26 protein-coding genes are annotated in these 22,525 nt (G+C 74.4%); 15 read left to right on the top strand and 11 right to left on the bottom strand.

The window, feature by feature from the left end:
* Positions 1–82: 82 nt before the first annotated feature.
* The 3 genes from ACFVU9_RS16955 to ACFVU9_RS16945 all read left to right on the top strand — a co-directional run bounded on the left by ACFVU9_RS16955 (position 83) and on the right by ACFVU9_RS16945 (position 1,974).
* Positions 83–1,354, top strand: coding sequence for an alpha/beta hydrolase family protein (locus ACFVU9_RS16955; protein WP_387593979.1), 1,272 nt, complete (start codon positions 83–85; stop codon positions 1,352–1,354).
* A 128-nt stretch (positions 1,355–1,482) separates the two neighbouring features.
* Positions 1,483–1,803, top strand: coding sequence for a DUF1905 domain-containing protein (locus ACFVU9_RS16950; protein ID WP_380502669.1), 321 nt, complete (start codon positions 1,483–1,485; stop codon positions 1,801–1,803).
* A 21-nt stretch (positions 1,804–1,824) separates the two neighbouring features.
* On the top strand, positions 1,825–1,974 hold the full coding sequence (locus tag ACFVU9_RS16945; RefSeq protein ID WP_387593977.1) for a hypothetical protein: 150 nt from the start codon (positions 1,825–1,827) through the stop codon (positions 1,972–1,974).
* Here the strand turns inward: ACFVU9_RS16945 and ACFVU9_RS16940 are convergent.
* The 3 genes from ACFVU9_RS16940 to ACFVU9_RS16930 are packed head-to-tail and all read right to left on the bottom strand — an operon-like array spanning position 1,971 to position 4,506.
* Positions 1,971–2,942, bottom strand: coding sequence for an NADPH:quinone oxidoreductase family protein (locus ACFVU9_RS16940; protein WP_387593975.1), 972 nt, complete (start codon positions 2,940–2,942; stop codon positions 1,971–1,973). The genes ACFVU9_RS16945 and ACFVU9_RS16940 overlap by 4 nt on opposite strands.
* Positions 2,939–3,751, bottom strand: a complete 813-nt coding sequence (locus tag ACFVU9_RS16935) for an SDR family NAD(P)-dependent oxidoreductase (protein ID WP_380502664.1) — start codon at positions 3,749–3,751, stop codon at positions 2,939–2,941. The genes ACFVU9_RS16940 and ACFVU9_RS16935 overlap by 4 nt, the downstream gene beginning before the upstream one ends.
* The gene (locus ACFVU9_RS16930) at positions 3,748–4,506 is read right to left on the bottom strand and encodes an SDR family oxidoreductase (protein WP_387593972.1); all 759 of its coding nucleotides are present in this window, start codon (positions 4,504–4,506) and stop codon (positions 3,748–3,750) included. Before ACFVU9_RS16930 ends, ACFVU9_RS16935 begins: the two co-directional genes overlap by 4 nt.
* A gap of 206 nt (positions 4,507–4,712) precedes the next feature.
* On the opposite strand from ACFVU9_RS16930, the gene ACFVU9_RS16925 reads away from it, so the two are divergent.
* The 4 genes from ACFVU9_RS16925 (at position 4,713) to ACFVU9_RS16910 (ending at position 8,195) form a co-directional block, all read left to right on the top strand.
* Positions 4,713–5,342 carry a TetR/AcrR family transcriptional regulator gene (locus ACFVU9_RS16925; RefSeq protein ID WP_380494862.1) on the top strand — a complete coding sequence of 210 codons (630 nt, stop codon included), beginning with the start codon at positions 4,713–4,715 and terminating at the stop codon, positions 5,340–5,342.
* 324 nt (positions 5,343–5,666) lie between these two features.
* On the top strand, positions 5,667–5,975 hold the full coding sequence (locus ACFVU9_RS16920; protein WP_380494860.1) for an ABC transporter permease: 309 nt from the start codon (positions 5,667–5,669) through the stop codon (positions 5,973–5,975).
* Positions 5,976–5,999: 24 nt separating this feature from the next.
* A complete protein-coding gene (locus ACFVU9_RS16915; RefSeq protein ID WP_387593970.1) occupies positions 6,000–6,779 on the top strand; it encodes a hypothetical protein in 780 nt (259 codons plus the stop codon).
* 6 nt (positions 6,780–6,785) lie between these two features.
* Complete coding sequence (locus ACFVU9_RS16910; RefSeq protein ID WP_380494856.1) at positions 6,786–8,195, top strand: hypothetical protein; 1,410 nt, start codon at positions 6,786–6,788, stop codon at positions 8,193–8,195.
* 100 nt (positions 8,196–8,295) lie between these two features.
* Here the strand turns inward: ACFVU9_RS16910 and ACFVU9_RS16905 are convergent, their stop codons facing one another.
* The 4 genes from ACFVU9_RS16905 to ACFVU9_RS16890 form a co-directional block, all read right to left on the bottom strand.
* Complete coding sequence (locus tag ACFVU9_RS16905) at positions 8,296–9,372, bottom strand: M14 family metallopeptidase (protein WP_380502658.1); 1,077 nt, start codon at positions 9,370–9,372, stop codon at positions 8,296–8,298.
* A gap of 17 nt (positions 9,373–9,389) precedes the next feature.
* Complete coding sequence (locus ACFVU9_RS16900) at positions 9,390–9,719, bottom strand: hypothetical protein (protein WP_380502655.1); 330 nt, start codon at positions 9,717–9,719, stop codon at positions 9,390–9,392.
* Between the two features lie 50 nt (positions 9,720–9,769).
* A complete protein-coding gene (locus ACFVU9_RS16895) occupies positions 9,770–10,546 on the bottom strand; it encodes a TetR/AcrR family transcriptional regulator (RefSeq protein ID WP_380444097.1) in 777 nt (258 codons plus the stop codon).
* 100 nt (positions 10,547–10,646) lie between these two features.
* Entirely contained in the window at positions 10,647–11,303 is a 657-nt protein-coding gene (locus ACFVU9_RS16890) for a LysE family transporter (protein ID WP_387593967.1), read from the bottom strand.
* A gap of 206 nt (positions 11,304–11,509) precedes the next feature.
* Between ACFVU9_RS16890 and ACFVU9_RS16885 the strand changes: the two genes are divergently transcribed.
* Together ACFVU9_RS16885 and ACFVU9_RS16880 are read left to right on the top strand one after the other, a co-directional pair.
* A complete protein-coding gene (locus ACFVU9_RS16885; RefSeq protein WP_380502651.1) occupies positions 11,510–12,139 on the top strand; it encodes a maleylpyruvate isomerase N-terminal domain-containing protein in 630 nt (209 codons plus the stop codon).
* Positions 12,140–12,257: 118 nt separating this feature from the next.
* Positions 12,258–12,623, top strand: coding sequence for a hypothetical protein (locus ACFVU9_RS16880; protein ID WP_380444103.1), 366 nt, complete (start codon positions 12,258–12,260; stop codon positions 12,621–12,623).
* Positions 12,624–12,673: 50 nt separating this feature from the next.
* Here ACFVU9_RS16880 and ACFVU9_RS16875 read toward each other — a convergent pair whose 3' ends face one another.
* On the bottom strand, positions 12,674–13,552 hold the full coding sequence (locus ACFVU9_RS16875) for a lysozyme (RefSeq protein WP_380502648.1): 879 nt from the start codon (positions 13,550–13,552) through the stop codon (positions 12,674–12,676).
* Positions 13,553–13,870: 318 nt separating this feature from the next.
* Here ACFVU9_RS16875 and ACFVU9_RS16870 point away from each other — a divergent pair, with 318 nt between their 5' ends.
* The 3 genes from ACFVU9_RS16870 (at position 13,871) to ACFVU9_RS16860 (ending at position 18,705) form a co-directional block, all read left to right on the top strand.
* Positions 13,871–14,407 carry a GNAT family N-acetyltransferase gene (locus tag ACFVU9_RS16870; RefSeq protein WP_380444107.1) on the top strand — a complete coding sequence of 179 codons (537 nt, stop codon included), beginning with the start codon at positions 13,871–13,873 and terminating at the stop codon, positions 14,405–14,407.
* A gap of 250 nt (positions 14,408–14,657) precedes the next feature.
* Positions 14,658–16,412 (top strand): glycosyltransferase family 2 protein, encoded by a 1,755-nt coding sequence (locus ACFVU9_RS16865; RefSeq protein WP_380502645.1) that lies wholly within the window; start codon positions 14,658–14,660, stop codon positions 16,410–16,412.
* A gap of 136 nt (positions 16,413–16,548) precedes the next feature.
* Positions 16,549–18,705, top strand: coding sequence for an acyltransferase family protein (locus ACFVU9_RS16860; protein ID WP_380502643.1), 2,157 nt, complete (start codon positions 16,549–16,551; stop codon positions 18,703–18,705).
* Between the two features lie 236 nt (positions 18,706–18,941).
* Here ACFVU9_RS16860 and ACFVU9_RS16855 read toward each other — a convergent pair whose 3' ends face one another.
* On the bottom strand, positions 18,942–19,595 hold the full coding sequence (locus ACFVU9_RS16855) for a hypothetical protein (protein WP_380502640.1): 654 nt from the start codon (positions 19,593–19,595) through the stop codon (positions 18,942–18,944).
* A 151-nt stretch (positions 19,596–19,746) separates the two neighbouring features.
* Between ACFVU9_RS16855 and ACFVU9_RS16850 the strand changes: the two genes are divergently transcribed.
* The 3 genes from ACFVU9_RS16850 to ACFVU9_RS16840 all read left to right on the top strand — a co-directional run bounded on the left by ACFVU9_RS16850 (position 19,747) and on the right by ACFVU9_RS16840 (position 21,150).
* Complete coding sequence (locus ACFVU9_RS16850; protein ID WP_380444115.1) at positions 19,747–19,977, top strand: hypothetical protein; 231 nt, start codon at positions 19,747–19,749, stop codon at positions 19,975–19,977.
* Between the two features lie 82 nt (positions 19,978–20,059).
* Positions 20,060–20,554: a hypothetical protein gene (locus ACFVU9_RS16845; protein ID WP_380444117.1), complete on the top strand. Its 495-nt coding sequence runs from the start codon at positions 20,060–20,062 to the stop codon at positions 20,552–20,554.
* Complete coding sequence (locus tag ACFVU9_RS16840; protein WP_387593962.1) at positions 20,551–21,150, top strand: class I SAM-dependent methyltransferase; 600 nt, start codon at positions 20,551–20,553, stop codon at positions 21,148–21,150. The genes ACFVU9_RS16845 and ACFVU9_RS16840 overlap by 4 nt, the downstream gene beginning before the upstream one ends.
* A gap of 110 nt (positions 21,151–21,260) precedes the next feature.
* On the opposite strand, the gene ACFVU9_RS16835 is transcribed toward ACFVU9_RS16840, so the two are convergent.
* Positions 21,261–21,722 carry a hypothetical protein gene (locus ACFVU9_RS16835; protein WP_380447291.1) on the bottom strand — a complete coding sequence of 154 codons (462 nt, stop codon included), beginning with the start codon at positions 21,720–21,722 and terminating at the stop codon, positions 21,261–21,263.
* A 120-nt stretch (positions 21,723–21,842) separates the two neighbouring features.
* Complete coding sequence (locus ACFVU9_RS16830; protein WP_387593960.1) at positions 21,843–22,508, bottom strand: HD domain-containing protein; 666 nt, start codon at positions 22,506–22,508, stop codon at positions 21,843–21,845.
* Positions 22,509–22,525: the final 17 nt, after the last annotated feature.

Genomic DNA, 22,525 nt, shown 5'->3' with positions numbered 1-22,525 from the left:
CCCCGGTATGACGGCCCAGGCCCCTCCTCACCCGTACCGTCCCTCGTGTCGAGAGACGGATCCCGAACGAGGAGGAACGGCGATGAACAGGCGAGGACGGGCCGTGGCGGCCGTGCTGCTGGCGGCGACGGCGACACTGGGCGTGGTGGCCGCACCGGCCGCGCTGGCAGCCACCGGGCAGGGCACCGCGCAGCAGGCCAGGGCCTGGCTGCCGCAGCCCACCGGGCCGTACCCGGTCGGCACGACGTCCCTGCAGCTCACGGACGACCACCGGGACGACCCCTGGAAGCCCGGGCAAGCCCGCAAGCTGATGATCAGCTTCTGGTACCCGACCACCCGGCCCGCCACCGGCAACGACCGCGCGCCGTACATGCTCCCCGCCGCCGCCGACCACTTCGGCAGCGCCGGGAGCGTCGGCCAGAGCGACCTCGGCTTCGAGCCCGGCCGCACCGACTGGGCCGGCATCCGCACCCACGCCCGCGCCGACGCGCCCGCCCTCCCCGGCGGCAAGCGGCCCGTCGTGCTGTACTCGGCGGGCTTCGGCGACCCGCGCACGTGGGGCACCGGCCTGGTCGAGGACCTCGCCTCGCGCGGCTACGTCGTCGTCACCGTCGACCACACGTACGACGCCTCCGAGGTCGCCTTCCCCGACGGGGACCTCGCCACCTCCGTGTTCCCCGTGCTGATGGCCCAGCCCGGCCTCGACATGGAGGCCCTCCTGCGCAAGACGCTGCAGACCCGGGTCGACGACACCCGCTTCGTGCTGGACCAGCTGGCCGGGCTGCGCCACGACAAGCAGCTGCCGCCCGGCCTCGCCGCCTCCCTGGACCTCGACCGGATCGGCATGGTCGGCCACTCCGGGGGCGGCTCCGCGGCCCTCCAGACCATGCACGACGACCCGCGCCTCAAGGTCGGCGTCAACCTCGACGGCCAGCTGCACTTCCCCGGCCCGGACGGCACCGGCGTTCACCTGACCAGCGTCGCCGAGGACGGCCTGACCCGCCCCTTCCTGCTCATGGGCACCCAGAACCCCGACTCCGGCAGCTATCACAAGCAGCCCGGCTGGGACGCCCTGTGGCAGCACAGCACCGGCTGGCACGCCGACGTCACCCTCACCGGCTCGCGCCACGGCTCCTACACCGACGCGCAGTCCCTGCTGCCCCAGCTCGCCCGCCAGGGCGCGATCAGCCAGGCGCAGCTGACCGAGGACGTCGGCGACGTCCGCCCGGACCGCGCGGTGCTCGCCACCCGCTCCTACGTCGCGTCGTTCTTCGACCGCTGGCTGCGCGGCCACGACGACCACCTCCTGGACGGCCCGTCGCCGCGCTTCCCCGAGATGGTCTACGAGCGGTAGTGCGCGGCCGGTGTCACGCGTGAGGTGCTGGGCGAGGTGCCCCCGGGAGCCACTGGTTCCCGGGGGGCACCTCGCCCACCGTCATACGCTGGGCGGGCATCGGGCGTTCTCACGATCGGATCGGCCTCATGGACATCGCCTTCACCGGCCACGTGATCGAATGGCGCGGGCCTTCCCCGTACTTCTTCGTCCCCGTGGCCGAGGAGCAGGCCGCCGACGTGCGCGAGGTCGCGGCGATGGCCACGTACGGCTGGGGAGTCGTCCCGGTCGAGGCCCGGATCGGCGGGAAGGCGTTCGCCACGTCGCTCTTCCCGAAGGACGGCGGCTACCTCCTGCCGATCAAGAACGCCGTGCGCAGGCTGCACGGCCTCTCGGTGGGGGACCGGGTGGCCGTGGAGATGACGGTGCTCCTCCAGCACCGGGCGCCGCTCGGAGGCCCGGCCGACTGAACCCCCGCCGGGCGAGGCCTCATGGCGGCGGCCGAGGAAGCGGGCGTCGAGCACGCCGTGAGCACGAGCCTGTCCGGCGACGGCGACCACCTGCCCTGCGCGGCTCGCGCACCGCCGGACGGAACGGCGGCTTCGCGAATCCGCGAGCTGGACGTCATCGCCCCGAACTAATCACCCAGCACCACCAGGCGCCCCACGCTCAGCCCGTCCGCCACCCGCTGGACGGCTTCCGCGGCCGAGGCGAGCGGGAGGCGGGCGCCGACCAGCGGGCGGACGACGCCCGTCTCGGACAGCTTGGTGAGCTCCTCGTGCGCGGCCTGGACGGTCTGCGGGGCGCGCGTGTTGTACAGGCCCCAGTGCAGGCCCAGGATCGCGTAGTTCTTCACCAGGGCGTGGTTGAGCGCGGGAGCCGGGATCTGCCCGGCGGCGAAGCCGACCACGACGATCCGGCCCTCGAAGGCGATGCACTTCGTCGAGCCGGTGAAGGCGTCGCCGCCGACCGGGTCGAAGACGACGTCGGCGCCGCGGCCGTCCGTCGCCTGCTTCACGACGGCGACGAAGTCCTCGGCGGTCCGGTCCACGACGACGTCGGCGCCGAGCGCGCGGGCCGCCTCCGCCTTGGCCGGGCCGCCGACCACGGCGATCACCCGGGCCCCAGCGGCGCGGCCGAGCTGGACCGCCGCGCTGCCGACCCCGCCCGCCGCCGCGTGCACCAGCAGCGTCTCGCCCGCGCGCAGCCGGGCCCGCCGGTGCAGGGCGAACCAGGCGGTCTGGTAGCCGATGTGCAGCGCGCTCGCCTCGGCGTCGTCCAGCGCCTCGGGGGCGGGGAACGCGGCGGCGGCGTCGAGCAGCGCGTACTCGGCGAACGCGCCGTGCGGCAGCACGGGGTTGCCGATCAGCCGCTCGCCGCGCCGGGCGCCGGCCACGACCTCGCCGCACAGCTCGACGCCGGGCGTGAACGGCAGCGGCGGGCGCACCTGGTACTGGCCGCGGACCATCAGCGCGTCCGGGAAGTTGACGGCCGCCGCGCGCACCCGGACGAGCAACTGCCCGGGACCGGCCACGGGTCGGGGCACGTCCTCGACCAGCTTCATCACGCCGAGCGGCTCGCCGAGCTCGCCCACCTGCCAGGCCCTCACAGCGCGCCGCCCTTCTCGAGTCCCTGCTGGAGCCGGTTCATCGAGCCGAGCCAGCGGTCCGGGTCGGTGGCGCGGGCGCGGTAGTACTCGGCGACCTCGGGGTGCGGGAGGATCAGGAAGCGGTCCTCGCGCAGGCCGGCGAGGGCCGCCTCGGCGACGTCCTCGGGGGCGATGGCGGTCGGCGCGAGCAGGGCCTCGCCGACGGCGCCCGTACCGGCGAGCATGTCGGTGCGCACGCCCTGCGGGCAGAGCGCGTGGACGTGGATGCCGCGGTGGCGGTAGGTCGCGGAGAGCCACTCGGCGAAGGCGAGCGCGCCGTGCTTGGTGACGGCGTACGGGGCCGAGCCGAGCATGCTGAGCAGCCCGGCGGCGGAGACGGTGGCGAGGAACCGGCCCCGGCCGCGCTCCAGCCAGCGGGGGAGCAGCAGGTCGGCGGCCCGGACGTGGGCGAGGACGTTGACCTCCCACGCGCCGGCCCAGGCCGCGGCGGGTGCGTCGGCGCCGCCGATCGGGGCGACGCCCGCGTTTGCGCACCAGACGTCGATCTCGCCGACGGCCTCGCGGGCCCGCCCGATCAGCTCGGCGAGCCCGTCGGCGGAGGCCGCGTCGCCGGGCAGGGCGGTGCCGCCGATCCGGGCGGCGACGGCGCCGGCGGCGTCCGCGTCCAGGTCGTTGACCACGACGTGCGCGCCGGCGGCGGCGAAGGCCGTCGCGAGCGCGGCGCCGATGCCGCGTCCGGCGCCGGTGACCACGACGCCCTGTCCGGTGAAGTCCTGTCCGTCGAAGCCCTGTCCGTCGAAGGCGCTCACATGCCACCGCCCAGCGTCACGCCGCCGTCCAGGACGACGGTCTGGCCGGTGATCCACCCGGCGTCGGGGGAGAGCAGGAAGGCGACGGCGCCGGCGATGTCCTCCGGCACGCCGAGGCGGCCCAGCGGGTACTTGGCGGCGACCTTCTCCTCGCGGCCCTCGTACAGCGCCTCGGCGAACTTCGTCTTGACGACGGCGGGGGCGACGGCGTTGACCCGGATCCCCTGCGGGCCGAGCTCGGCGCCGAGCTCCGCGGTGAGCCGGATCAGCGCGGCCTTGCTGACGCCGTACATGCCGATGCCGAGCGAGGCGCGGATGCCCGCGACGGAGGCGACGTTGACGATCGACCCGCCGTGCTCGCCCATCCACGCGGCGTGCACCCGGCGGGTCCAGGCGAGCGGGGCGAGCACGTTGACGGCGAGGATCTTGGCGGCGGCGTCCTCGTCGGTGGTCAGCACCGGCCCGTAGACCGGGTTGATCCCGGTGTTGTTGACGAGGTGGTCGAGCCGCCCGAAGGCCTCCAGGGTGCGGGCGACGGCCTCCTCCTGGTGGGCCGGGTCGTCGGACTTGCCGGCGACGGCGATCGCGTTCTCCGGGCCGCCCAGGTCGCGGACGGCCTCGGCCAGCGGCTCGGGGTTGCGGGCGGTCAGGCAGACCTTGGCCCCGCGGGCGACCAGCTCGCGCGCGATCCCGAGGCCGATGCCCCGGCTCGATCCGGTGACGACGGCCACCTTGCCCTTGAAGGAGTGCACCACGGAGGGTCCTGCCTTTCGCGCGGTTCGACGGGAGGAGCAACGGTGAGAGGAGCGCTGACTAAGCGCTTGCTCAGCATGGTGTCGGTGGGGGAGCCTGTCAACAGCCCACCCGGACCGTCCGGGGCCGAGGCGAACCGGGCACGTCCGGGGCGGCCGGCGCGAATGCGCGTACGAGTTCCCGGTGAGGATGATGCGAGGATGACGCCATGACCAGCACGCCCATCGCCGACCTCTGGCCCGCCCCGCCCGGCGGCACCGACTCCCGCCCCGAGGCGGCGTACCGGCTGCTCCAGGCCGCCGTCGAGTCCTTCGCCGAGCGCGGCTTCCACGCCACCACCACCCGCGACATCGCGACCGCCGCGGGGATGAGCCCGGCCGCGCTGTACATCCACTACCCGTCCAAGGCCGCGCTGCTCGCCGAGATCAGCCAGGCCGGGCACGCCGCGACGCTGGCGCTGGTCCGGCGGGCGGCGGCGGGCGAGGAGGAGCCGGCGCAGCGGATGCGGCGGCTGGTCGAGGAGTTCAGCGCCTGGCACGCGCGGGGCCGGATGGTCGGCCGGGTGGTCAACTACGAGCTGCACGCGCTGCCCGAGGACGCGTACGCGGTCGTCGCGGCGCTGCGGCTGGACATCGAGCGCGAGGTGAGCGCACTGATCGAGGAGGGCGTCGCGTCGGGCGCCTTCGCCGTCTCCGAGGTGCGCACGGCCGCCCGCGCGGTCACCTCGCTCGGCATCGACGTGTCCCGCTGGTACACCGACCGCAGCACCGAGACGCCAGAGGAACTCGGGCGCCGTTACGGCGAGTTGGTGCTGCGGATGCTCGGCGCGCAGGTCTGAGCGCCGAGCCCGCCGTTCCCGGCCTTGACCGGGCTCCCCGCGGCGAGCAGACTCGTATACGAAGTACGTGTGCCTCGTAGGTCTACAACGCAGGTGTACGCCGCAGGTGTACATCGCCGCCCGGAGCGCGCGGGCCCGACACCGCGCCGCCGCCCCGCCCGGCGAACTCCCAAGCGGTCGTGACACTCCGGAACCGAGCAAGAACGTCCAGCGAGAACCCCGCAAGATCCCCGAGCAGACCCCGCCCCGGGCCGTCCCGGCGCGGTCGTGCACCGCGCCATGAGCGGCCCGGGCGTTCCGGTCTGGAGAAGGGGAGGTGCAGTCATGCCCTTCCAGCCCTTCCAGTTCTTCGAGTCCTTCCAGTCCCGCGAACCAGCCCGTCGCGAGAGCCGGGTCCGGCCCCGCTTCTGGCTGGAGACCGCCCTCGGCAGCCTCTCCGGGCTGCTGTTCCTGATCACCCTGGTGTGGCCGCAGTGGATCGAGACCCTGCTCGGCGTCGACCCGGACGCCGGCAGCGGAGCCGCCGAGTGGCTCGTCGTCGCGCTCGCCGCGGCCGTCACCGCCGCCTGCGCCCTCGGCGCGCGGACCGAGTGGCGCCGGACGCACCCGTCCGCCGCCCGCGCCGCGCACTGACCGCGCCATCCAAGGAGGATCGCCATGACCGATCCCACACCGGCCGCGGCCCCCGCGGTGCCGCCCGGCGAGATCACCGACCTCGTCCGGCGCACCCCGCTGAGCTTCGTCGGCACCGTGACCCGCACCGGCGGTACCCCGCTGTCGACCGTGGAGGCCGACCAGCACACCGCCGTCGTCCGGGTCGACCACGTCCTGCACGCGCCCGACGCGTTCCGGCGGCTCGCCGGCAGCCGGGTCACCGTGCAGCTGAAGGCCGATGCTCCCCGGCTGGAGGTCGGCGACTCGGCCGCGTTCTTCACCGAAGGCCTGCACTACGGCGCCGACCTCGCCGTCACCGAGGTCGGCCGCCTGCCCGCCCACGCCGTCCGCCCGCACATCGCCCTCGCGGCGACCAGCGCCGACGAACTGCCGTTCTCCGCCGTGCTGCGCGAGATCCACCGGCAGGACCTCGCCGTGCACGCCCGGGAGGCCGATGCCGTGCTGCTCGGCACGGTGACCGGGCTGGAGCGGCTGGACGGGGCGGGCCCCCGCTCCGAACACGACCCGCACTGGTGGCGGGCCGGCCTGGACGTCGAGCACGTGGAGCGGGGCACGGTCCCCGACCGCACCGTCCGGGTGCTGTACCCCAACAGCCGTGACCGCCACTGGAACCACGTTCCCAAGCCCGCGGCCGGCCAGAGCGGGCTGTGGCTCCTGCACGCGACCGAGGGCGACCAGCGGGAGCTGGCGCCGTACGCGCTGCGGGACGCCGACGACTACCAGCCGGCGCACCGGCTCGCCGCGCTGCGCGAAGGGATGTGAGCCGGCATGCCCACCTTCAAGGTCGTCGACCTGACCCCCAAGGCGTTGAGCGGCGAGTCCGAGCAGGACTCCGAGCCGTTCCTCGCGGTCAATCCGGAGAAGCCCACCGAGATGGTGGCGACCGCCTTCACCTCCGACCCGATGGGCGGCCGGTTCGCGCCGGTGTACGTATCCACGGACGGCGGCAACACCTGGTCGCTGAACACGATCGTCCCGGGCGGGGGGCGGGGCTTCGGCACGGGCGACATCACCGTGGCGTTCGCGGACCGGGGCGGTGCCCTCTACGCGGGCATCCTGAACGGTGTGGCCGCCTTCCGGCAGAACAAGACCCTCCTGCAGATCCTGCGCGCGCCGTCCCTCACGTCGACCGCCCCGATGGAGGTCCTCGTCAGCCGGGACCAGGTGGACCAGCCGTGGACCATCGCCGACACCGTCGCGAGCGCCGGCGCAGACCACGACCGCGTCCTCGTCGGCAACAACAACTTCAACCACCCGTCCCCGACCTCCCAGACCGCCACCGTGGACGTCTCGGCCGACGCCCGGACGGCCCGCGCCCCGGCCGGCTTCGCGTCCACCGGCATCGAACGGCGCACCCCGGACGGTCAGGACGGCCCGCCGGTCAGGCTGGCCCTGCACCCCGACGGCACGGTCTACGCGGCGTTCGAGAGCTGGACGTCCACGACCGCCGTCCAGGCCGTCTCCGACGTCACCTTCGACGTCGTGGTGACCCGCGACGACAGCGCCGGCGCCGGGGCCAATCCGTTCCAGGACCTCAAGGACGCCACCGACAGCAGCCCGGGCCAGCGGGTGGCGACCGGCCGCTTCGTGGCCTTCAACTCGACCCTGGGGCAGGAACGCCTCGGCGGTGACCTGACCATCGCGGTCGACCCGAAGGACGCGGACAGCGTCTGGATCGCCTGGTGCGACCGGGTCGGCGGAGCGGGCGGCACCGACAACACCCTGCACGTCCGGCACTCGGCCGACCGTGGCCAGAGCTGGGCGCAGGCGCGCCAGGACATCACCGACGTCAAGAACCCGGCGCTGGCCGTCAACTCCGCCGGCCTGGTCGGCCTGGCCTACCAGAAGTTCGCCGACAACCAGTGGACGACGGTCCTGGAGACCACCGCGGACGGCTGGAAGAGCACGCCGGAGACCACTGTGCTCCACCAGGCCCCCGCCGACGTGCCCGTGGCCGTCGGCCTGCCGTACCTCGGCGACTACATCCGGCTGCTCACGGTCGGCGCCGACTTCTACGGCGTGTTCTCGGGCAACAACACCCCCGACAACGCCAACTTCCCGGTGGGCGTGACGTACCAGCGCAACGCGGACTTCACGACCCACCAACTGCTCGACGTCGACGGCACCTCCGGCGTGGCGGTGTCGATCGACCCGTTCTTCTTCCACCGGGCCGCCTGAGCAGACGAGTTGCAGACGCCTTGGAGCGCCCGCCACGACCGGTCGTGGCGGGCGCTCCGCTGTCGGGCACGATGGCTCAGGGGATTTCACTCAGGGGGTTTCACGCGGTGGCCAGGCAGAACGCCACGAGGCCCGCGTCCACGTCGAGGATGATCTTCTCCATGTCCGCCCACTTCGGGTGGAACTCCGTTCCCCACTCGACGGTGAACCCGAGCACCCTGCCCTTCTGCGGGTCGACGAAGTGCCGCGCGAACGCGTAGTCGTCGCTGGTCCCGCTGGTCGGGTACAGGTTGAACCCGGTCTTCGGCGTGTAGACGATCCCGCGGACGCTCGCGACGCCCTGGCAGAACCGCTCGGCGAGCAGCACCTCGTTGTCGACGTCGCCCTTGTCGATGTACTCGGCGTAGTCGAGGTCGTTCGCGACGCCCCGCCTGTGGTCGAACGTCGCGTTCTGGAAGTTCATCCGGGGGTTGTCGGACTGGTTGTCGTCGTCACCCCAGTTGTAGAGCATGTCCTCGGAGTAGCTGTGCACGTCGATCAGCCAGCCGGTGCGCGGGTACTGGTCGAGCAGCCAGCGGACGTTGCGGGTCTCGGGCTCGGAGAACGCGTGCGGGCCCGCGTAGACCATCGGATCGCACGGGTTGGTCGACATGTGGGTGACGTCGGCGGCCGGCGAGAAGGCGGTGGTGAAGTCGAAGAGGAAGTCGTAGTTGCGGTTGAGGTCGACGCCGGTGCAGCCGGGGGCCGGGTTCCCGCCGCCGTAGGCCGGGTTGCGGTTCTTGCGCCACATCGGCTGGACGGTCTGGCTGTAGAGCCGGCCGTCGGGGTTGACGAGCGGGAGGAGGACGAGGTCCAGGCGCTGGAGCAGCCCGGTCACCTGGGCGGCGCTGTACGTCGCGCCGCCGTAGCCGAGGCCGGTGCCGTTCTGGTGGGCCTCCAGCAGGTCGGCGGCGAGGTGCACGAGGATCTCGCAGCTGCCCCACTCGCGGGCGTGCACGCCGCCGAGCATGACGACGGCGTCCTTGGGGAAGGGCGCGGGGGCGCCGATCTTCAGCGCGTGGATCGTCCGGTTCTCGACGGAGGTCTCGGGCAGGTCGACGAGTTGGGCGAGGCCCGGGTACGCGGTGGCGAGGTTCTCCAGCGCGGACTCGACCTCGACGATGTTCAGGTACGGCATGACGCTCTCCTCCCTGGTCAGCCGGGGAGCTTGGCGGCCAGGCCGCGCGGCACGGCGCCTTCGGCGAACCGGTTGCCGGTGCCGACCTCGGCCTGGGCAGCCCGGCCCTTGGCGCTGGCGTTCGCGATCCGGACGACCGTGACGCCCTCGCGTTCGAGGGCGGGAATCAGTTCCTCCGGGACGTACGCGTCGATGCCGACGCTCCCGTCGGGGGCGATGCTCGGGCTGCCGCCCCTGTCGGGGCGGACCTCGCGCAGGAGCGCGCGCAGGGTGTCCGCGTCCCTGGCGGTGACGCGGACGCGGAGGATGTCGTCGGGGAATGGTTCGTTGGGAACGGCGGACATCATGGCGGCCTCTTTCGGGCGCGGGGGATATGTCCGACGTGTACCTCGTATCCTCAGGATGCGCCGCCGCCGTAGAACCCGTCAAGCGGGGACGGGGGCATCCGGTCGAGCAGGCTGTCCAGGCCGGCCAGCAGCTCCGCCTCGTCGTCGAAGTCCGCGAACCGGGGCACCAGCGCGCGCAGCCGGGGGTAGTCGGCGGCGGACAGCCGGTGCAGGCCCAGGCGCAGCGCCGGGTCCGGCTCGGCCTCGTTGTCGACGACCTGGCGCTTGTCGACGAGCATGCAGCCGAGGCTCCAGGCGACGAAGGCGCGGTAGACGGTGAGCGCGGTGGAGTCGTCGAAGCCGGCCCGCCCGAGGACGGCGAGGATGTGCTCGGTGAGGTCGAGCACGGACGCGGGCCGGCGGGCCATCGGCACGGCGAGCGGGCGGGTGGCGACGAGCGGCAGGATCTCGGGGTGGGCGTGCGCGACGGCGGCGAACGTCCGCGCGATGCGGCGCAGTTCGGCGCGCCAGGCGGGCTCCGGGGACTGCGCGGAGCTGCGCAGTCGCTCGTTGACCTCGGCGAAGTAGGCCTCGATCAGTCCGTCGAGCAGCGCCTCCTTGCCGGGGGTGTAGCGGTAGAGGGCCATGGACTCGACGCCGAGCTCCCCGGCCAGGCGCCGCATGGTGAGCGCCGCGAGGCCCTCGCGGTCGACGAGCGCGACGGCCGTGCGGAGCACCAGCGGACGGTTCAGGCGTCCCCGCTTCTCGGGGCCCTCGTGTGCGCGGCTGTCGGGTGCGGGGCCGACCTGACCGGTGTCGTCCGGCCCGGGGCTGTCCTGCTCGGCCATGTCCGCACTCCTTCGCGGTGGGGGACGGCGAGGGATGTCCAGGGATACGAATCCAGGATACAAGGTAAATGTGCTACCGAAGCGGATGAACTGCTCCGATTCAGGGTGAACCGGGCGCACCGGCGAGGAGGTGCACCGCCAGCCCGCCGATCACCGCCGCGGAGGCGAGTGCTGTGAGCAGCCGGGCGCGCGGACCGGTGAGCGCCCGGCCCAGCAGGGCCCCGCCGGTGGCGAGCAGGAGCTGCCAGCTGGCGGAGGCCGCGAACGCGGCGGCGACGAAAACCGCCCGCCCGGCCGCGCCCGGAGCCGCGCCCGGAGCCGCGCCCGGAGCCGTGTCCTGCCGGCCGAGGACGAGTGCGGCGAAGTAGAGCACGGTGAGCGGGTTCATCAGCGTGATGCCGAGCAGCGTGAGGTAGGCCCGGGCCGGTCCGGGCGGTGCGGCCTCGACGGCCTGCCCGGTCCGGAACCCGGCGCGGAGCGCGGTGACGGCCGTCCGGACGGCGAGGGCGAGCAGTACCAGCGCCGAGGCGATCCGCAGCGGCCCGGCGACCGGCGTGAGCAGCGGCGCCAGCCCGGCCCCGCCGACGGCGGCGAGCAGCGCGTACAGCCCGTCGGCCGTGGCCACGCCGAGGGCCGCGCAGGCCCCGGTGCGCAGCCCGGTGCGGGCGGTGAGCGCCACGAGGTAGGCCCCGACGGCCCCGACCGGGACGGCGATGCCGTAGCCGGCGAGGAGCCCCGGGACGAGCTCGGCGCTCACGCGTGGGCGCGGTCGGGCCTCCGGCGGTGGCGGCGCTGCTGCTGGGCCCGGGCCGGGCGGGCGGCGGGGGCAAGCGGCAGCGGGCGGGCGGAGGTCCTGGTCATGCCCCGATCGTGGGGTCTCAAGTGCCCATCCGGCAACCGGTTTTCCGGGCCGTTCGGTTACGGTGGACGCACGTTGTCCGCGCCCCTGCCGGAGGAGACCTAATGACCCGTCACATCGCCCCCGCGACCGAGCTGTTGGCTGAGGCCTGGCTCTCCTGGGCGGAACGCGGCAAGGGGCTGGACGCCGAGACGTGGGCCCGGCGGACCCGGCTGCCGGAGTGGACGGTCCTGGACCTGTTCGCGCACGTCGCCCCCAGCGCCGAATCGTTCACGCAGCTGCGCTCCGCCATCGTCGACGGCCCGGCGAAGGTGGAGTCCGCTGCCGACATCCTGCGCTTCTTCAACCAGCCGGGCGGTCTCGCGCACACCGCCGCCGGGCAGGTCGCCGACGCCGCGAAGCAGACCGCCGCCGGGACGGACCCGGCCGGGCTGATCGCCCGCTTCGAGGTCGAGGGCCCTGCCGCGCTGGCCGGCTGCGCGGACCTCCCGCCCGACACCGTCGCCGCCCACCCGCTCCTCGGCACCGTGCGAATCGGCGCGCTGGCCGAGGTGGCGCTCATGGAGGCGACCGTCCACCTGCTCGACCTGATCGCGGCCGTCGGCGGCCCGCCGCCCGCCGACGCGGCCCTGCGCGCGGTCCGCGCGCTGCTCGCCGAGGTGGCCGACCCGGTCGCGTTCATCGAGGCGGCGTCGGGCCGTTCGGACGCCGCGGTGCTCCCCGTGATCCGCTGACCCGAGTCCTCGTCGGATCCTCGTCGGGTCCTCGTTGGGTCCTCCACCGCAGGTCAGGCGTACGATGTGCGCCGGAACCCCGCAAGGGGGGAATTCGGGGACGACGGGGGATGGGCCGATGTTCGACATCGCGTGGTGGATCGTGCCGGCAGTGCTGTACGGCGGCGGGTACGTCGCCAACAACGCCCGCCGGGCGCTGAAGACGCGGCACGAGCGCAAGCTGGAGCTGCTGGACGCGGCCGACCGCCAGCAGGCCGCGCTGGAGGCGGCCAAGCGCCCGCCGGAGCCGGTCTGCGGCTGCACGCACCACCTGGCCAAGCACGACAAGCAGGGCCGCTGCCACGAGGAGGTCGAGGCGCCCACCGCGTGGGACGCCGAGCGCCGGCCGGTGCAGTTCGAGCCGCGCCAGTGCAACTGCCAGCAGTACGTGGGCCCCGAGCCGCTCGGGACGGTCTTCGCCCAGGACCTCGTCGACCCGCGCTGAGCGCGACGCAGGGGAGCCCCCGGGCATCTGCCGGGGGCTCCCTTCGCGCGTCAGCCGGCGGCGAGCGCCTGGAGGCGGTCGTAGGCGCCGTTGAAGAGGTCCTGGTCGCCGGGGAAGGTGCCGGAGGAGGCGTACTGCCAGATGGTCTGGTAGCCCCAGCCGTTCGGCAGGGTGCCGGGCGAACTGGAGTAGCGGGCTATCCAGAGCGGGTTGGTGGCGCCGAAGTCACCGTTGTTTCCGGTGCACTGGGACCACCAGTTGGTCGTGGTGTAGATCGTCGGGTAGCGGCCGGTGCGGGCGAGGACGGTGTCGCTGAAGGAGTGGATCCAGGCGACCATGGCGCCCTGGCTCAGCCCGTAGCAGGTCGCGCCGTACGGGTTGTACTCGATGTCGAGCGCGGGCGGCAGCGTGACGCCGTCGGCGGACCAGCCACCGCCGTGGTCCACCAGGAAGTCGGCCTGGGTGGCGCCGGAGGAGCGGTCCGGCAGCGCGAAGTGGTAGGCGCCGCGGATCAGCCCGGCGTCGTAGGAGCCGTTGTACTGCTGCGCGAAGGACGGGTTCCGGTACGTGGTGCCCTCGGTCGCCTTGACGTAGGCGAAGGTGGCGCCGTTGGCGGCGGCCGTGGCCCAGTCGACGCTGCCCTGCCAGCCGGAGACGTCCATCCCGGCGGTCTGGGTGACGGCGAGCGAGCGGATCGCGGCCGGGTCGGCGTCGCCGCCCTCGTGCGCGGCGACCGTGGAGCCGGCGAAGTCGAGCTCGGGGTGGTCGCCGCGGGCGGCGGGTGCGGCGGCGGGCGCGGGAGCGTCCGCGTACGCCGGGGCGGCGGCGCCCGCGACGAGCGCGACGGTCGCGGCCAGCGCGGCGAGCGTGGTGCGGCGGCGGGTCGCGGTGGATCTGGTGGTGCGGGCGGAGCGGGAAGTGCTGGACATGAACACTCCTCTGGTCCGGTGCGTGGCGGCCCAATGGGGCCGGTGTGGCGGGGAGTTGGCCCGGCCGGGGAGCAGAGTAGCCATGCACCCGCCAGGAAGACCAGACGCCGGGGCCACATCCTGAACCGCCGCCCCGTGTGGCGGGGTGACACCGCGCGCCCCGGTCGTCCGCCCGTTGCCCGTGCGCCTCCCGTTTGTCGTCCGCGGTTCGCCCCGGGCCTGCCGCTCAGGGGTCTCCACGGCTGTGACACGATGCCCGCAAGGCCGCCCCACCTGGGCCGATCGCGACAGACCAGAGCAAGCGGAAGGACCGCCCCCATGACCGAGACCGCTCACCCGCCCGTCTTCCGTCCGGCGACCGCCGCCGACGTGCCCGCACTCGTCGCCCTCGTCGAGTCCGCCTACCGCGGCGACTCCAGCCGCACCGGCTGGACCACCGAGGCCGATCTCCTGGACGGGCAGCGCACCGACGCCGACGCCGTCGCCGAGGCGGTCGGCGACCCCGACGGCGTCGTCCTGGTCGCCGAGCGGGACGGCGAACTCCTCGCCTGCTGCCAGCTGGAACGCCACGCCGGCCACGCCTACTTCGGCATGTTCTCGGTGCGCCCCGGCCTCCAGGGCGGCGGCCTCGGCCGGTCCGTGCTGGCCGAGGCGGAGCGGCTCGCGGGGGAGGAGTGGGGCGTCACGGTGCTGGAGATGAAGGTGATCGAGCAGCGCGCCGACCTCATCGCCTGGTACGAGCGCCGCGGCTACCGCCGGACCGGCGTCTACACGCCGTTCCCGTACGGCGACGAGCGCTTCGGCATCCCGCGCCGCGAGGACCTGCGCTTCGAGACGCTGACGAAGGAGATCTGACCCTTTCCACGACGGGAGCGGTCGCGGTCCCGACGCCCCCGGACGTTGCCCACGAGGCACGGCCGGGGGCGTCTTCTCGTGTCCGGATCCATGATCCCTGGAGGGCGGTCCCGAGCTGATGTGCCGTCAAAGTCGCTGACCAGCACCGATGCGGAGATGTCATACCTCGTTCATGATTGGTCTAGGCCAATGTGAGACCCTGGGCTCGAACGGCCGACGTTCCGTCCCACTCCCAGGGGGCCAATTCCGCATGCCCGTACTCCATGGCACCGCCATGCCCGCACCCGACACCGGCCCGCGCCGGACACCCGATCCGGGCCGGCCCGACGACCCCGACCGCCCTGATGACCACCGACTGCCCGCCCCGCCCGGCGACGACGAGCTCTACTGGTACTTCGGCCCGCAACGCCGCTGGGTGCCGCTGTGCGCGACGCTCTCCTACGCCGGAGCCACCGCCACCCTCGGTCTGTTCGCCCTGAGCCGGCCGCTGCTCTGGCCCTTCCTGCTCCTCACCGTCCTCAACGCGGCCACCTGGCTGCTCTCGCTCACCGACGGCCAGCGCGCCCGCCGCTACACGCGCGACTCGCACGACCTGCTGATCCGCGCCTGGCGGCCCGCCCGGCACCCCGGCGTCGACCTGCTGCTGCCCACCGCCGGAGAGCCGCTGGCCGTCCTCGACAACGCCTACCGGCACACCGCCGCCGTCCACTGGCCCGGCGAACTCACCGTCCTCGTCCTCGACGACGCCGCCCGCCCCGAGGTGCGCGAACTCGCCGAGTCCTACGGCTTCCGCTACCGCGCCCGGCCCGACCGCGGCCGATTCAAGAAGGCCGGCAACCTCAACCACGGCCTCGCCGAGGGCGACGGCGAGATCATCGCCGTCCTCGACGCCGACTTCTGCCCGCGCCCCGACTTCCTGCACCACCTGGTGCCCTACCTCGACACCCCCGAGGTCGGCATCGTGCAGAGCCCGCAGTGCTTCGACACGGACGCCGACATGTCCTGGCTCGAACGCGCCGCCGGAGCCACCCAGGAGATCTTCTACCGCTGGATCCAGCCCTCCCGGGACGCGCAGGACGGCACCGTCTGCTGCGGCACCAACGCCCTCTACCGCCGCGCCGCGCTGATGCGCGTCGGCGGCTTCGCCGAGACCGACCACAGCGAGGACCTCTACACCGGCCTCTCGCTCGCCCGCGCCGGGTGGACCACCCGGTACGTGCCGGCCCTGGTCGCCAAGGGCATGTCGCCCACCGGCCTGCCCGCCTTCATCAGCCAGCAGTACCGCTGGTGCCTCGGCTCCCTGGCCCTCGTCCGCGACCCGGACTTCCGCCGGGGACCGCTGCCCCGCTCCGCCCGGCTCTGCTTCTGGAACGGCATCCTCGGCTACGTGACGAGCGCGGTGAACGTCTTCGCCGTTCCGCTGCCCGCCCTGATCATGCTGTTCTTCGCCCCGGACGACATCCGGCCCTGGCAGGTCCTGCCCTTCCTGCCGCCGATCTGGGTCGCCCTCGTCCTGCTGCCCGCGATGTCCCGCACCCGCTGGCGCTTCGAGGTCACCCGCGTCCAACTCCTCGGCGGGCTCTGCCACGTGGTCGCCATCGCGCACGCGCTGCGCCGCCGCAGCGCCGACTGGGTGCCCACCGGCGCCGTGTCGCGCGGCGGCTCGCTCGCCCGGACCGTCGCCCGGATCGGCGTCGGCTGGCTCGGGCTCGTCGTCCTCGCGGGCGCCGCCGGACTCGGCCGCGCCGTCGCCGAACACGGCTGGCGGCCGTACTGGGCGCTCACCGCGCTCCTCGCGCTCACCGCGTACACGATCGTCCCGCTCATCAGGGCCCTGTGTCCCCTGCTGCGCGGCGGCAACGGAGCCGCCGTCGCCGACGTCGCCCCGCCCGCGCGGCGCCGCACCGACCCGGGCTTCGGCCGGGCCGAGGCCGTCGCCGTCACCGCCGTGCTGCTGCTCTGCGGCCTGCTGGCGTCCGGCTGGGCCGACCCGCTGGTCTTCTGACCCGCGCCCCCCTTACGAGTCCTACGAGCTCTTCCCTTCCTTGCGCGTCGCCCCACCGGCGCGGACCCGCCGCCCGGCCGCCCCATCGGCCAGGCGGCCCCCGATCCCCGCTGCCTGCCCAGCAAGGAGCCCCGCCGTGCCGACGGCCGTACCACCGGCGAGCGCCGAACCGCCGACCTCATCCGACTCCGACACCGCCTCCGACTCTGCGTCCCTGCTCCCCGGCGTCGTCCGGGTCGAGCGGCCCGTCGTTCCCGCAGCCGTTCCCGTTCCCGCAGCCGTTCCCGTTCCCGATGCCGGCGCGCCGCGCAAGCGTGCCGCCTTCCGTCCCGACGTCGAGGGCCTGCGCGGCGTCGCCGTCCTGTCCGTCCTCGCCTACCACGCCGCCGTGCCCGGCCTCACCGGCGGCTACGTCGGCGTCGACGTCTTCTTCGTCATCTCCGGATTCCTCATCACCGGCCTGCTGACCGGCAGTTCGTCCGGCGGTTCGTCCGGCCGTCCGCCCGGCCTCGTCGACTTCCTCGCCCGCCGCGCCCGCCGCATCCTGCCCGCCGCCGCCGTCGTGCTCGTCGCCACCGCCGTCGCGGGCGGCGTCCTGCTCGACCCGCTGCGCGGCACCGACCTCGCCCGTGACCTGATCGCCGCCGCCGGGCAGTACGCCAACTGGCGGTTCGTCGGGCAGCAGACCGACTACCTCGCCGCCGGGCGCGACCCGAGCCCGCTCCAGCACTTCTGGTCGCTCGGCGTCGAGAACCAGTTCTACCTCTTGTGGGGCGTCCTGCTGCTCGGCCTCGCCCGCCACCTCCACGGCCGCCGCCGCACCGCCGCCACCCTCCTCGTGACGGCGGGCGTCGGTGCCGCCTCGCTGGTGCTGTGCATCCAGTGGACGCAGACGTCGGCGCCGCTCGCGTACTTCTCCACCGTCGGCCGGCTCTGGGAGTTCACGGCGGGGGCGCTGGCGGCGCTGCTCGGCGGGGTGCTCGGCCGCGGTGGGTGGGCACGGCGGATCGTCGGGTGGGGCGGCCTCGCGGCGGTCGTCGCGCCGGTCCTCCTGTACGACCACACCACGCCCTTCCCCGGCACCGCCGCACTCCTGCCCGTCCTCGGCACCGCCGCCGTCCTCCTCGCCGGCCCGGGCGGTGCGCCGGACGCCGGACGGCTCCTCGGCACCCGCCCGCTGCGCGCCGCCGGGCGCCTCTCGTACGCGTGGTACCTGTGGCACTGGCCGGTGCTGACCATCGCCCAGGCCCGGTACGGCACGCTGTCCTGGCCCGTCCAGCTCGCCCTCGTCGCAGCCGCCGCCCTGCCCGCCTGGCTCACCCTGCGGCTCGTCGAACAGCCCCTGCGGTACGGCAGCAGCCCGGCCCCGCGCCGAGGCCTCGCCGTCGGCGCCAGCGCGCTCGTCATCCCGCTGATCGCCGGCCTCACCCTCGGCGGCGGCACCGTCCGCGCCCTCGGCACCGCCGACACGCCGGCCGTCGCCCCGGCCGGCGCCGTCGACGGGCCCGGCCTCCTCGCCCCCGGCACGCGCGTCACCGGGCTCACGCCGTCGCTCGCGCGCGCCCGGGCCGACTTCCCGCCCGGCAAGGGCTGCGAGATCCCGCTCAACGCCGACACCAGCCCGCGCTGCCTGTTCGGCGACGAGAACAGCCCCGACCGCGTCGTCCTGCTCGGCGACTCGCACGCCGGACAGTGGATCTCGGCCGGCATCGCCATCGCCGAACAACGGCACTGGGCCCTGGAGGTCCTCGTCAAACCCGGCTGCCCGCTGGCCACCCTCACGGTGCGCAACGACGTCCTCGGCCGGACGTTCGACGAGTGCGACCGCTGGCGCGAGAACACCCTCACCCGGCTCGCCGCCGGACCCAGGCCACGCCTGATCCTCATGGCCGGCCTCAACCGCTACGGCAGCCAGGACGAACGCGCCCGAGGCTGGACCCGCACCCTCGACCGCCTCGCCGCCACCGGTGCGCCCCTCGCCTACCTCGGCGACACCCCGATGGCCGGCAAGGACGTCCCCACCTGCCTCGCCGCCTCCGACGGCCGCTCCGACGCCTGCTTCTTCCCCCGGGCGACCGCCTTCGAGCCCGACCCGATGCTCGACGGCGGCCTGGCGGCGCGGTACGGCGTCCGCGTGGTGGACGTCAGCCCGCTCCTCTGCCCGGGCAGCGGCCCCGACTGCCCGGCGGTCCTTGAGGGCGTGGTCCTGTACCGCGACACCGGCCACATCACCGACACGCTGGCGCGTGTGCTGGCACCGCGGCTGGACAGGGCACTGCTGGGCCCGGCCTGACGGCCAGGGCGCGACGTGCGTCGAGGGGTGAGCCGGCCCCGCCCGGGCAGGGCGCAGGCGGGGCCGGCCCGGGGGCGATCGTCGCCGAACGGGACCGCCGGGTGCACCACCGGCCGACCGGACGGGCCGTCGAGTCCCCACCTGGGAATACGGCCGCGAGACGGGCCAAGCCCCGCATCACCTCGTGGCTTCGGGCCTCCCCGCCGCACACCACCGACCCCCTTCGAACCGGCCGGCTAGCCGTAGATGCTCCGGCAGAGGCGGGCCTGTTCCGAGTCGGCGGACCAGCGGCCGATGCGTTCGGCCTGGTCGCAGAGGGAGCCCGGGCCCAGGGCCGGGGGTTTCCCCGGCGGGCCGGCCCGTCCGGCGGAGGACGCCGCCGGGGCGGAGGTCGGGTGGGGCGTCGTGTGCGGGGCGCGGCTCGACTTCGGGTGCGGGCCCGAGGCGTGTTCCGTCGCCGTCGGCTCCTCCTCCGCCATGGGTGCGACGCTGCCCGCGTTCGCCGACTCGCCGCCCGCGGGGGTCGGCGCCGGCAGCGGGGACGGCGCCGGCGTCACCGGGCGCGGCGGGACCGGCAGCAGGTGCGGCGCCGCCGGGACGGACGGGGACGGCGAGGCCGCCTGCGGCACGGCCACCACGGACACCTCGTCGCCCGCCCCCGGCCCGCACATCGCCAGGACGGCCGCCATCAGCGCCACCGTCCCCAGCGCCGCGGCCGCCCACGTCCTCCGCGAGCGCTTCGGGGCGGGCGCCGCCGGTGGTGGCACGTCGGGCGGTGGCGGGGGGACGGACGTGTAGGCGGGCCCGGTCGGCGGCGGGGCGGGAACCGGCGGTGGCTGCCAGGCCTGCTGCGGCCACTGCCACTGCCCGCCGCTGGGCTGCCCTGTCATGTCGATGTCCTCCTGCGTCCGGTACCCCCGGTTCGTGGTGTGCTTCGTGCTCAACGAGCCACCGGGCCCAACGGGCGCGCCGAAACCCGGACATGACCCGGAAGAGGGTTCCGGACGGGCGCGGATTGCCATCGCGCCACATATTGGGGGCATGGAGACCAACAGCACGTCCGGCCACCTGGTCGATGTCGCGGAGTTCCGCACCGACAGCCGCTACCGGCTGGTCCACTTCGAGGGCCACGGCTGGGAGCCGCTGGCCCCCGAGGAGTTCGAGCCCCGGATCCACCAGCTGTTCCCCGACGTCGACCCCCACGACCCCGCGCGCGTCCACTGGGCCGACCGCCCGTGGGAGTGGCCCGCCTGGCACGCGGGGGAGGCCTGACCGCGTCCGGAGCCCTCGCGTCCGGAGCCCTCGCGCCCGTGCCCTCCCGCCCGGCATGATCCGGCGGCGCTAGGCTGTTCGGGTGAGCGACCACTTCTGGCGGCGCCTGCCCGGGCAGGCCGTGGACACCAGCTCGCCGACCGAACTCGGCGCGCTCGTCCCCTCCCGGTACGACGCGGGCTTCGCCGAGCTGACGGCCGCCGGGCTCGCCCTGGCCGTACGGCGCACCGCGCGGCTGATGGCGCTCGCCCTCACCGAGAACGGCCTGCACCCCGACCCGGCGGCCCGCCTGCCCCTCCACGGCGGCGCACCGCGCCCGGCGGGGGAGCCCGACGTGCTCGTGCTGCGCCCCGAACAGGTCGCCGCCGCCTCGGTGTTCCTGCGGGGCTCGGCCCTCGGCGAGCTGGTCCGCCAGCAGGACCCGGTGCTCGCGCGGACCGTCGTCGCGCTCGGCTTCGCGACCCCGTGGTCCGAGACCCTCGCCGCCGAGGTCGTCGCCGACCTGCGGGAGCTGCGGGACTTCTTCGCGGACGCGGCGGCGGCCGGCGATGCGGTGATCATGCGGGGGGCGTTGTGAACGGGCCGTCCGGCACGGCGGGTTACGGCGCCGAGGCGCAGGCGCTGGCCCTCCAGTACGAGAGCGTCACCTTCGCCGAGGTGCACCGCGAGATGCTCCACCTCTTCCCTGCGCCGCCCGCCGCCGTCCTCGACGTCGGCGCCGGCACCGGGCGCGACGCGGCGGCCCTCGCCGCCCTCGGCCACTCGGTGGTCGCCGCCGAACCGACACCCGAACTCCGGTACATCGGCGAGGACTTGCACCGGGACTCCGGCGTCAGATGGATCTCCGACGCCCTCCCGGAGCTGCCCTCGCTCGGCGCGGAACGCTTCGGCCTCGTCCTCCTGACGGCCGTCTGGATGCACCTCGCCCCCGCCGAACGCCCGCCCGCGATGGCCTCACTGGCCCGCCTGGTCGCCCCCGGCGGCCGGATGATCCTGTCGCTGCGCCACGGCCTGGTACCGCCCGGCCGTCGGATGTTCGACGTCCCGCCGGAGGAGACGGTCGCCCAGGCCGCCGCCAACGGCCTGCACCCCATCCACCGCATCAGCCGCACCGATCTGCACGGTCGCCCGGGGGTGGGGTGGACGATCCTGGCCTTCGAGGCGGCGGGCTGACGCCTTGACACCCCCGGAGTTCTGACGCCCCGAAACCCTGACGCCCGTACCACGCCTACCCGCAGTGCATCCGGTGCCTCCGGGCGCCGTGTTCCCGGTCGGTGCGGGCGTCAGCGGAGAATTCCCGACGGCCCGCCCCCCAGCTCCGCTCGGGCCGATTCCACGAATGCGTGCCGGCAATCGCGCTTGGCGGGCCGTTCGGGCGACACGCTGTTCCGCAGGTGTTCGTGGAGGGCCGTGGTGTACTCGTGTGCGGCCTGACTCGCCGTGTGCGAGCAGACCAGCTCGACGGCCTTCTTGGTCAGCCACAGGTCGTGCAGCTTCTGGTCCTCGGGGTCCTCCGAAGCCGGCAGGCCGAGGCTCCGGCGATCCAGCACCAACTCGACCTGCTGCGCCGCGGCGAGGAAGCCCAGGATCGCCTCCTTGCGTTCGGCCCGCTCCGCGTCCGTGCGGTGTTGTCGGTCCCGTCGCGCTTCGGCGCGTGTCGCCAGGTGCTGCCCCACGAGCGTCCCGGTGGTCCCCAGGAGGACACCGATCAGGGCGAGGACTGTGCTGCTGGTAGCTCCATTCACGGTGTACAGCTTGGCGATCGGCTGTCAGGCCCGCTGGCACTTCGTGAAGAACGGCCGCCGGGACAACCTCGCGAGGCTCTGCGTAGGAAGTCGGCGGGTCCGACTTCCTACGCAGACTTCCTACGCAGGGGCGGTTTCGTCGTAGTCGTTCCAGCCCGACGATCGCGCAAGCTGCTCCCATGCCGGCCAGGTCCGTCCCGTCGCCTGGCGCACGAGCTCGCCGGCCATCGTGAAGGGCGGCGCCTTGTGCGGCTTCTCCAGCGCCTGGCCGACGATGCGGTCGTGGAGGACCGCCGCCGCGCGCAGCCGGGGCAGCGCCTGGTGGACGTGGTCCGCGTAGCCGTCCGGAAGGGCGGCCGGCCCGCCGCCCAGGTCGAAGCCCGCCCCGAGCGCGACCAGCGCGATCTCCGGCCGCTTCCGCAGGGCGACCTCACGGTCCAGGTGCAGCGCGACCGCGTCCCACACGACGTCCGTCCGGTCCGGCGGCACGCCCTGCTCCGCCAGGAAGCGGACGGCCAGGTCGGCGCCGTCCAGCTCGAACCGCTGGTCGCCGTCGCCCTCGTCGCTGAGCCCGCAGTCGTGCAGGACGCTGCCCAGGAAGAGGAGTTCGTCGTCGTAGTCGCGGTCCGGCCGCAGGCCGCGCCGCTCGCCGAGGAGGCGTCCGTAGAGGTAGGTGCGCAGGCTGTGGTTGAAGATCGCCGCCGGGAGCAGGGTCTTCGCGCGGCGCAGTGCGGCGTGCGCGAGATCCGTCGGAGGCAGGCCCAGTTCGCTGTATTCGGCGCTCACGGGGCGACCGTACCCGG

Source organism: Kitasatospora sp. NPDC057936 (assembly GCF_042887525.1).
Taxonomy (GTDB): domain Bacteria; phylum Actinomycetota; class Actinomycetes; order Streptomycetales; family Streptomycetaceae; genus Kitasatospora.
This window is presented reverse-complemented; position numbering and strand designations above follow the sequence as displayed.

Coding starts and splice junctions, on each gene's coding strand:
- ACFVU9_RS16920 (WP_380494860.1), top strand. CDS start 5,667: ATGCCCTTCCAGCCCTTCCAGTTCTTCGAGTCCTTCCAGTCCCGCGAA.
- ACFVU9_RS16875 (WP_380502648.1), bottom strand. CDS start 13,552: ATGTCCAGCACTTCCCGCTCCGCCCGCACCACCAGATCCACCGCGACC.
- ACFVU9_RS16885 (WP_380502651.1), top strand. CDS start 11,510: ATGACCCGTCACATCGCCCCCGCGACCGAGCTGTTGGCTGAGGCCTGG.
- ACFVU9_RS16915 (WP_387593970.1), top strand. CDS start 6,000: ATGACCGATCCCACACCGGCCGCGGCCCCCGCGGTGCCGCCCGGCGAG.
- ACFVU9_RS16950 (WP_380502669.1), top strand. CDS start 1,483: ATGGACATCGCCTTCACCGGCCACGTGATCGAATGGCGCGGGCCTTCC.
- ACFVU9_RS16870 (WP_380444107.1), top strand. CDS start 13,871: ATGACCGAGACCGCTCACCCGCCCGTCTTCCGTCCGGCGACCGCCGCC.
- ACFVU9_RS16865 (WP_380502645.1), top strand. CDS start 14,658: ATGCCCGTACTCCATGGCACCGCCATGCCCGCACCCGACACCGGCCCG.
- ACFVU9_RS16945 (WP_387593977.1), top strand. CDS start 1,825: ATGGCGGCGGCCGAGGAAGCGGGCGTCGAGCACGCCGTGAGCACGAGC.
- ACFVU9_RS16925 (WP_380494862.1), top strand. CDS start 4,713: ATGACCAGCACGCCCATCGCCGACCTCTGGCCCGCCCCGCCCGGCGGC.
- ACFVU9_RS16905 (WP_380502658.1), bottom strand. CDS start 9,372: ATGCCGTACCTGAACATCGTCGAGGTCGAGTCCGCGCTGGAGAACCTC.
- ACFVU9_RS16910 (WP_380494856.1), top strand. CDS start 6,786: ATGCCCACCTTCAAGGTCGTCGACCTGACCCCCAAGGCGTTGAGCGGC.
- ACFVU9_RS16880 (WP_380444103.1), top strand. CDS start 12,258: ATGTTCGACATCGCGTGGTGGATCGTGCCGGCAGTGCTGTACGGCGGC.
- ACFVU9_RS16955 (WP_387593979.1), top strand. CDS start 83: ATGAACAGGCGAGGACGGGCCGTGGCGGCCGTGCTGCTGGCGGCGACG.
- ACFVU9_RS16850 (WP_380444115.1), top strand. CDS start 19,747: ATGGAGACCAACAGCACGTCCGGCCACCTGGTCGATGTCGCGGAGTTC.
- ACFVU9_RS16895 (WP_380444097.1), bottom strand. CDS start 10,546: ATGGCCGAGCAGGACAGCCCCGGGCCGGACGACACCGGTCAGGTCGGC.
- ACFVU9_RS16855 (WP_380502640.1), bottom strand. CDS start 19,595: ATGACAGGGCAGCCCAGCGGCGGGCAGTGGCAGTGGCCGCAGCAGGCC.
- ACFVU9_RS16900 (WP_380502655.1), bottom strand. CDS start 9,719: ATGATGTCCGCCGTTCCCAACGAACCATTCCCCGACGACATCCTCCGC.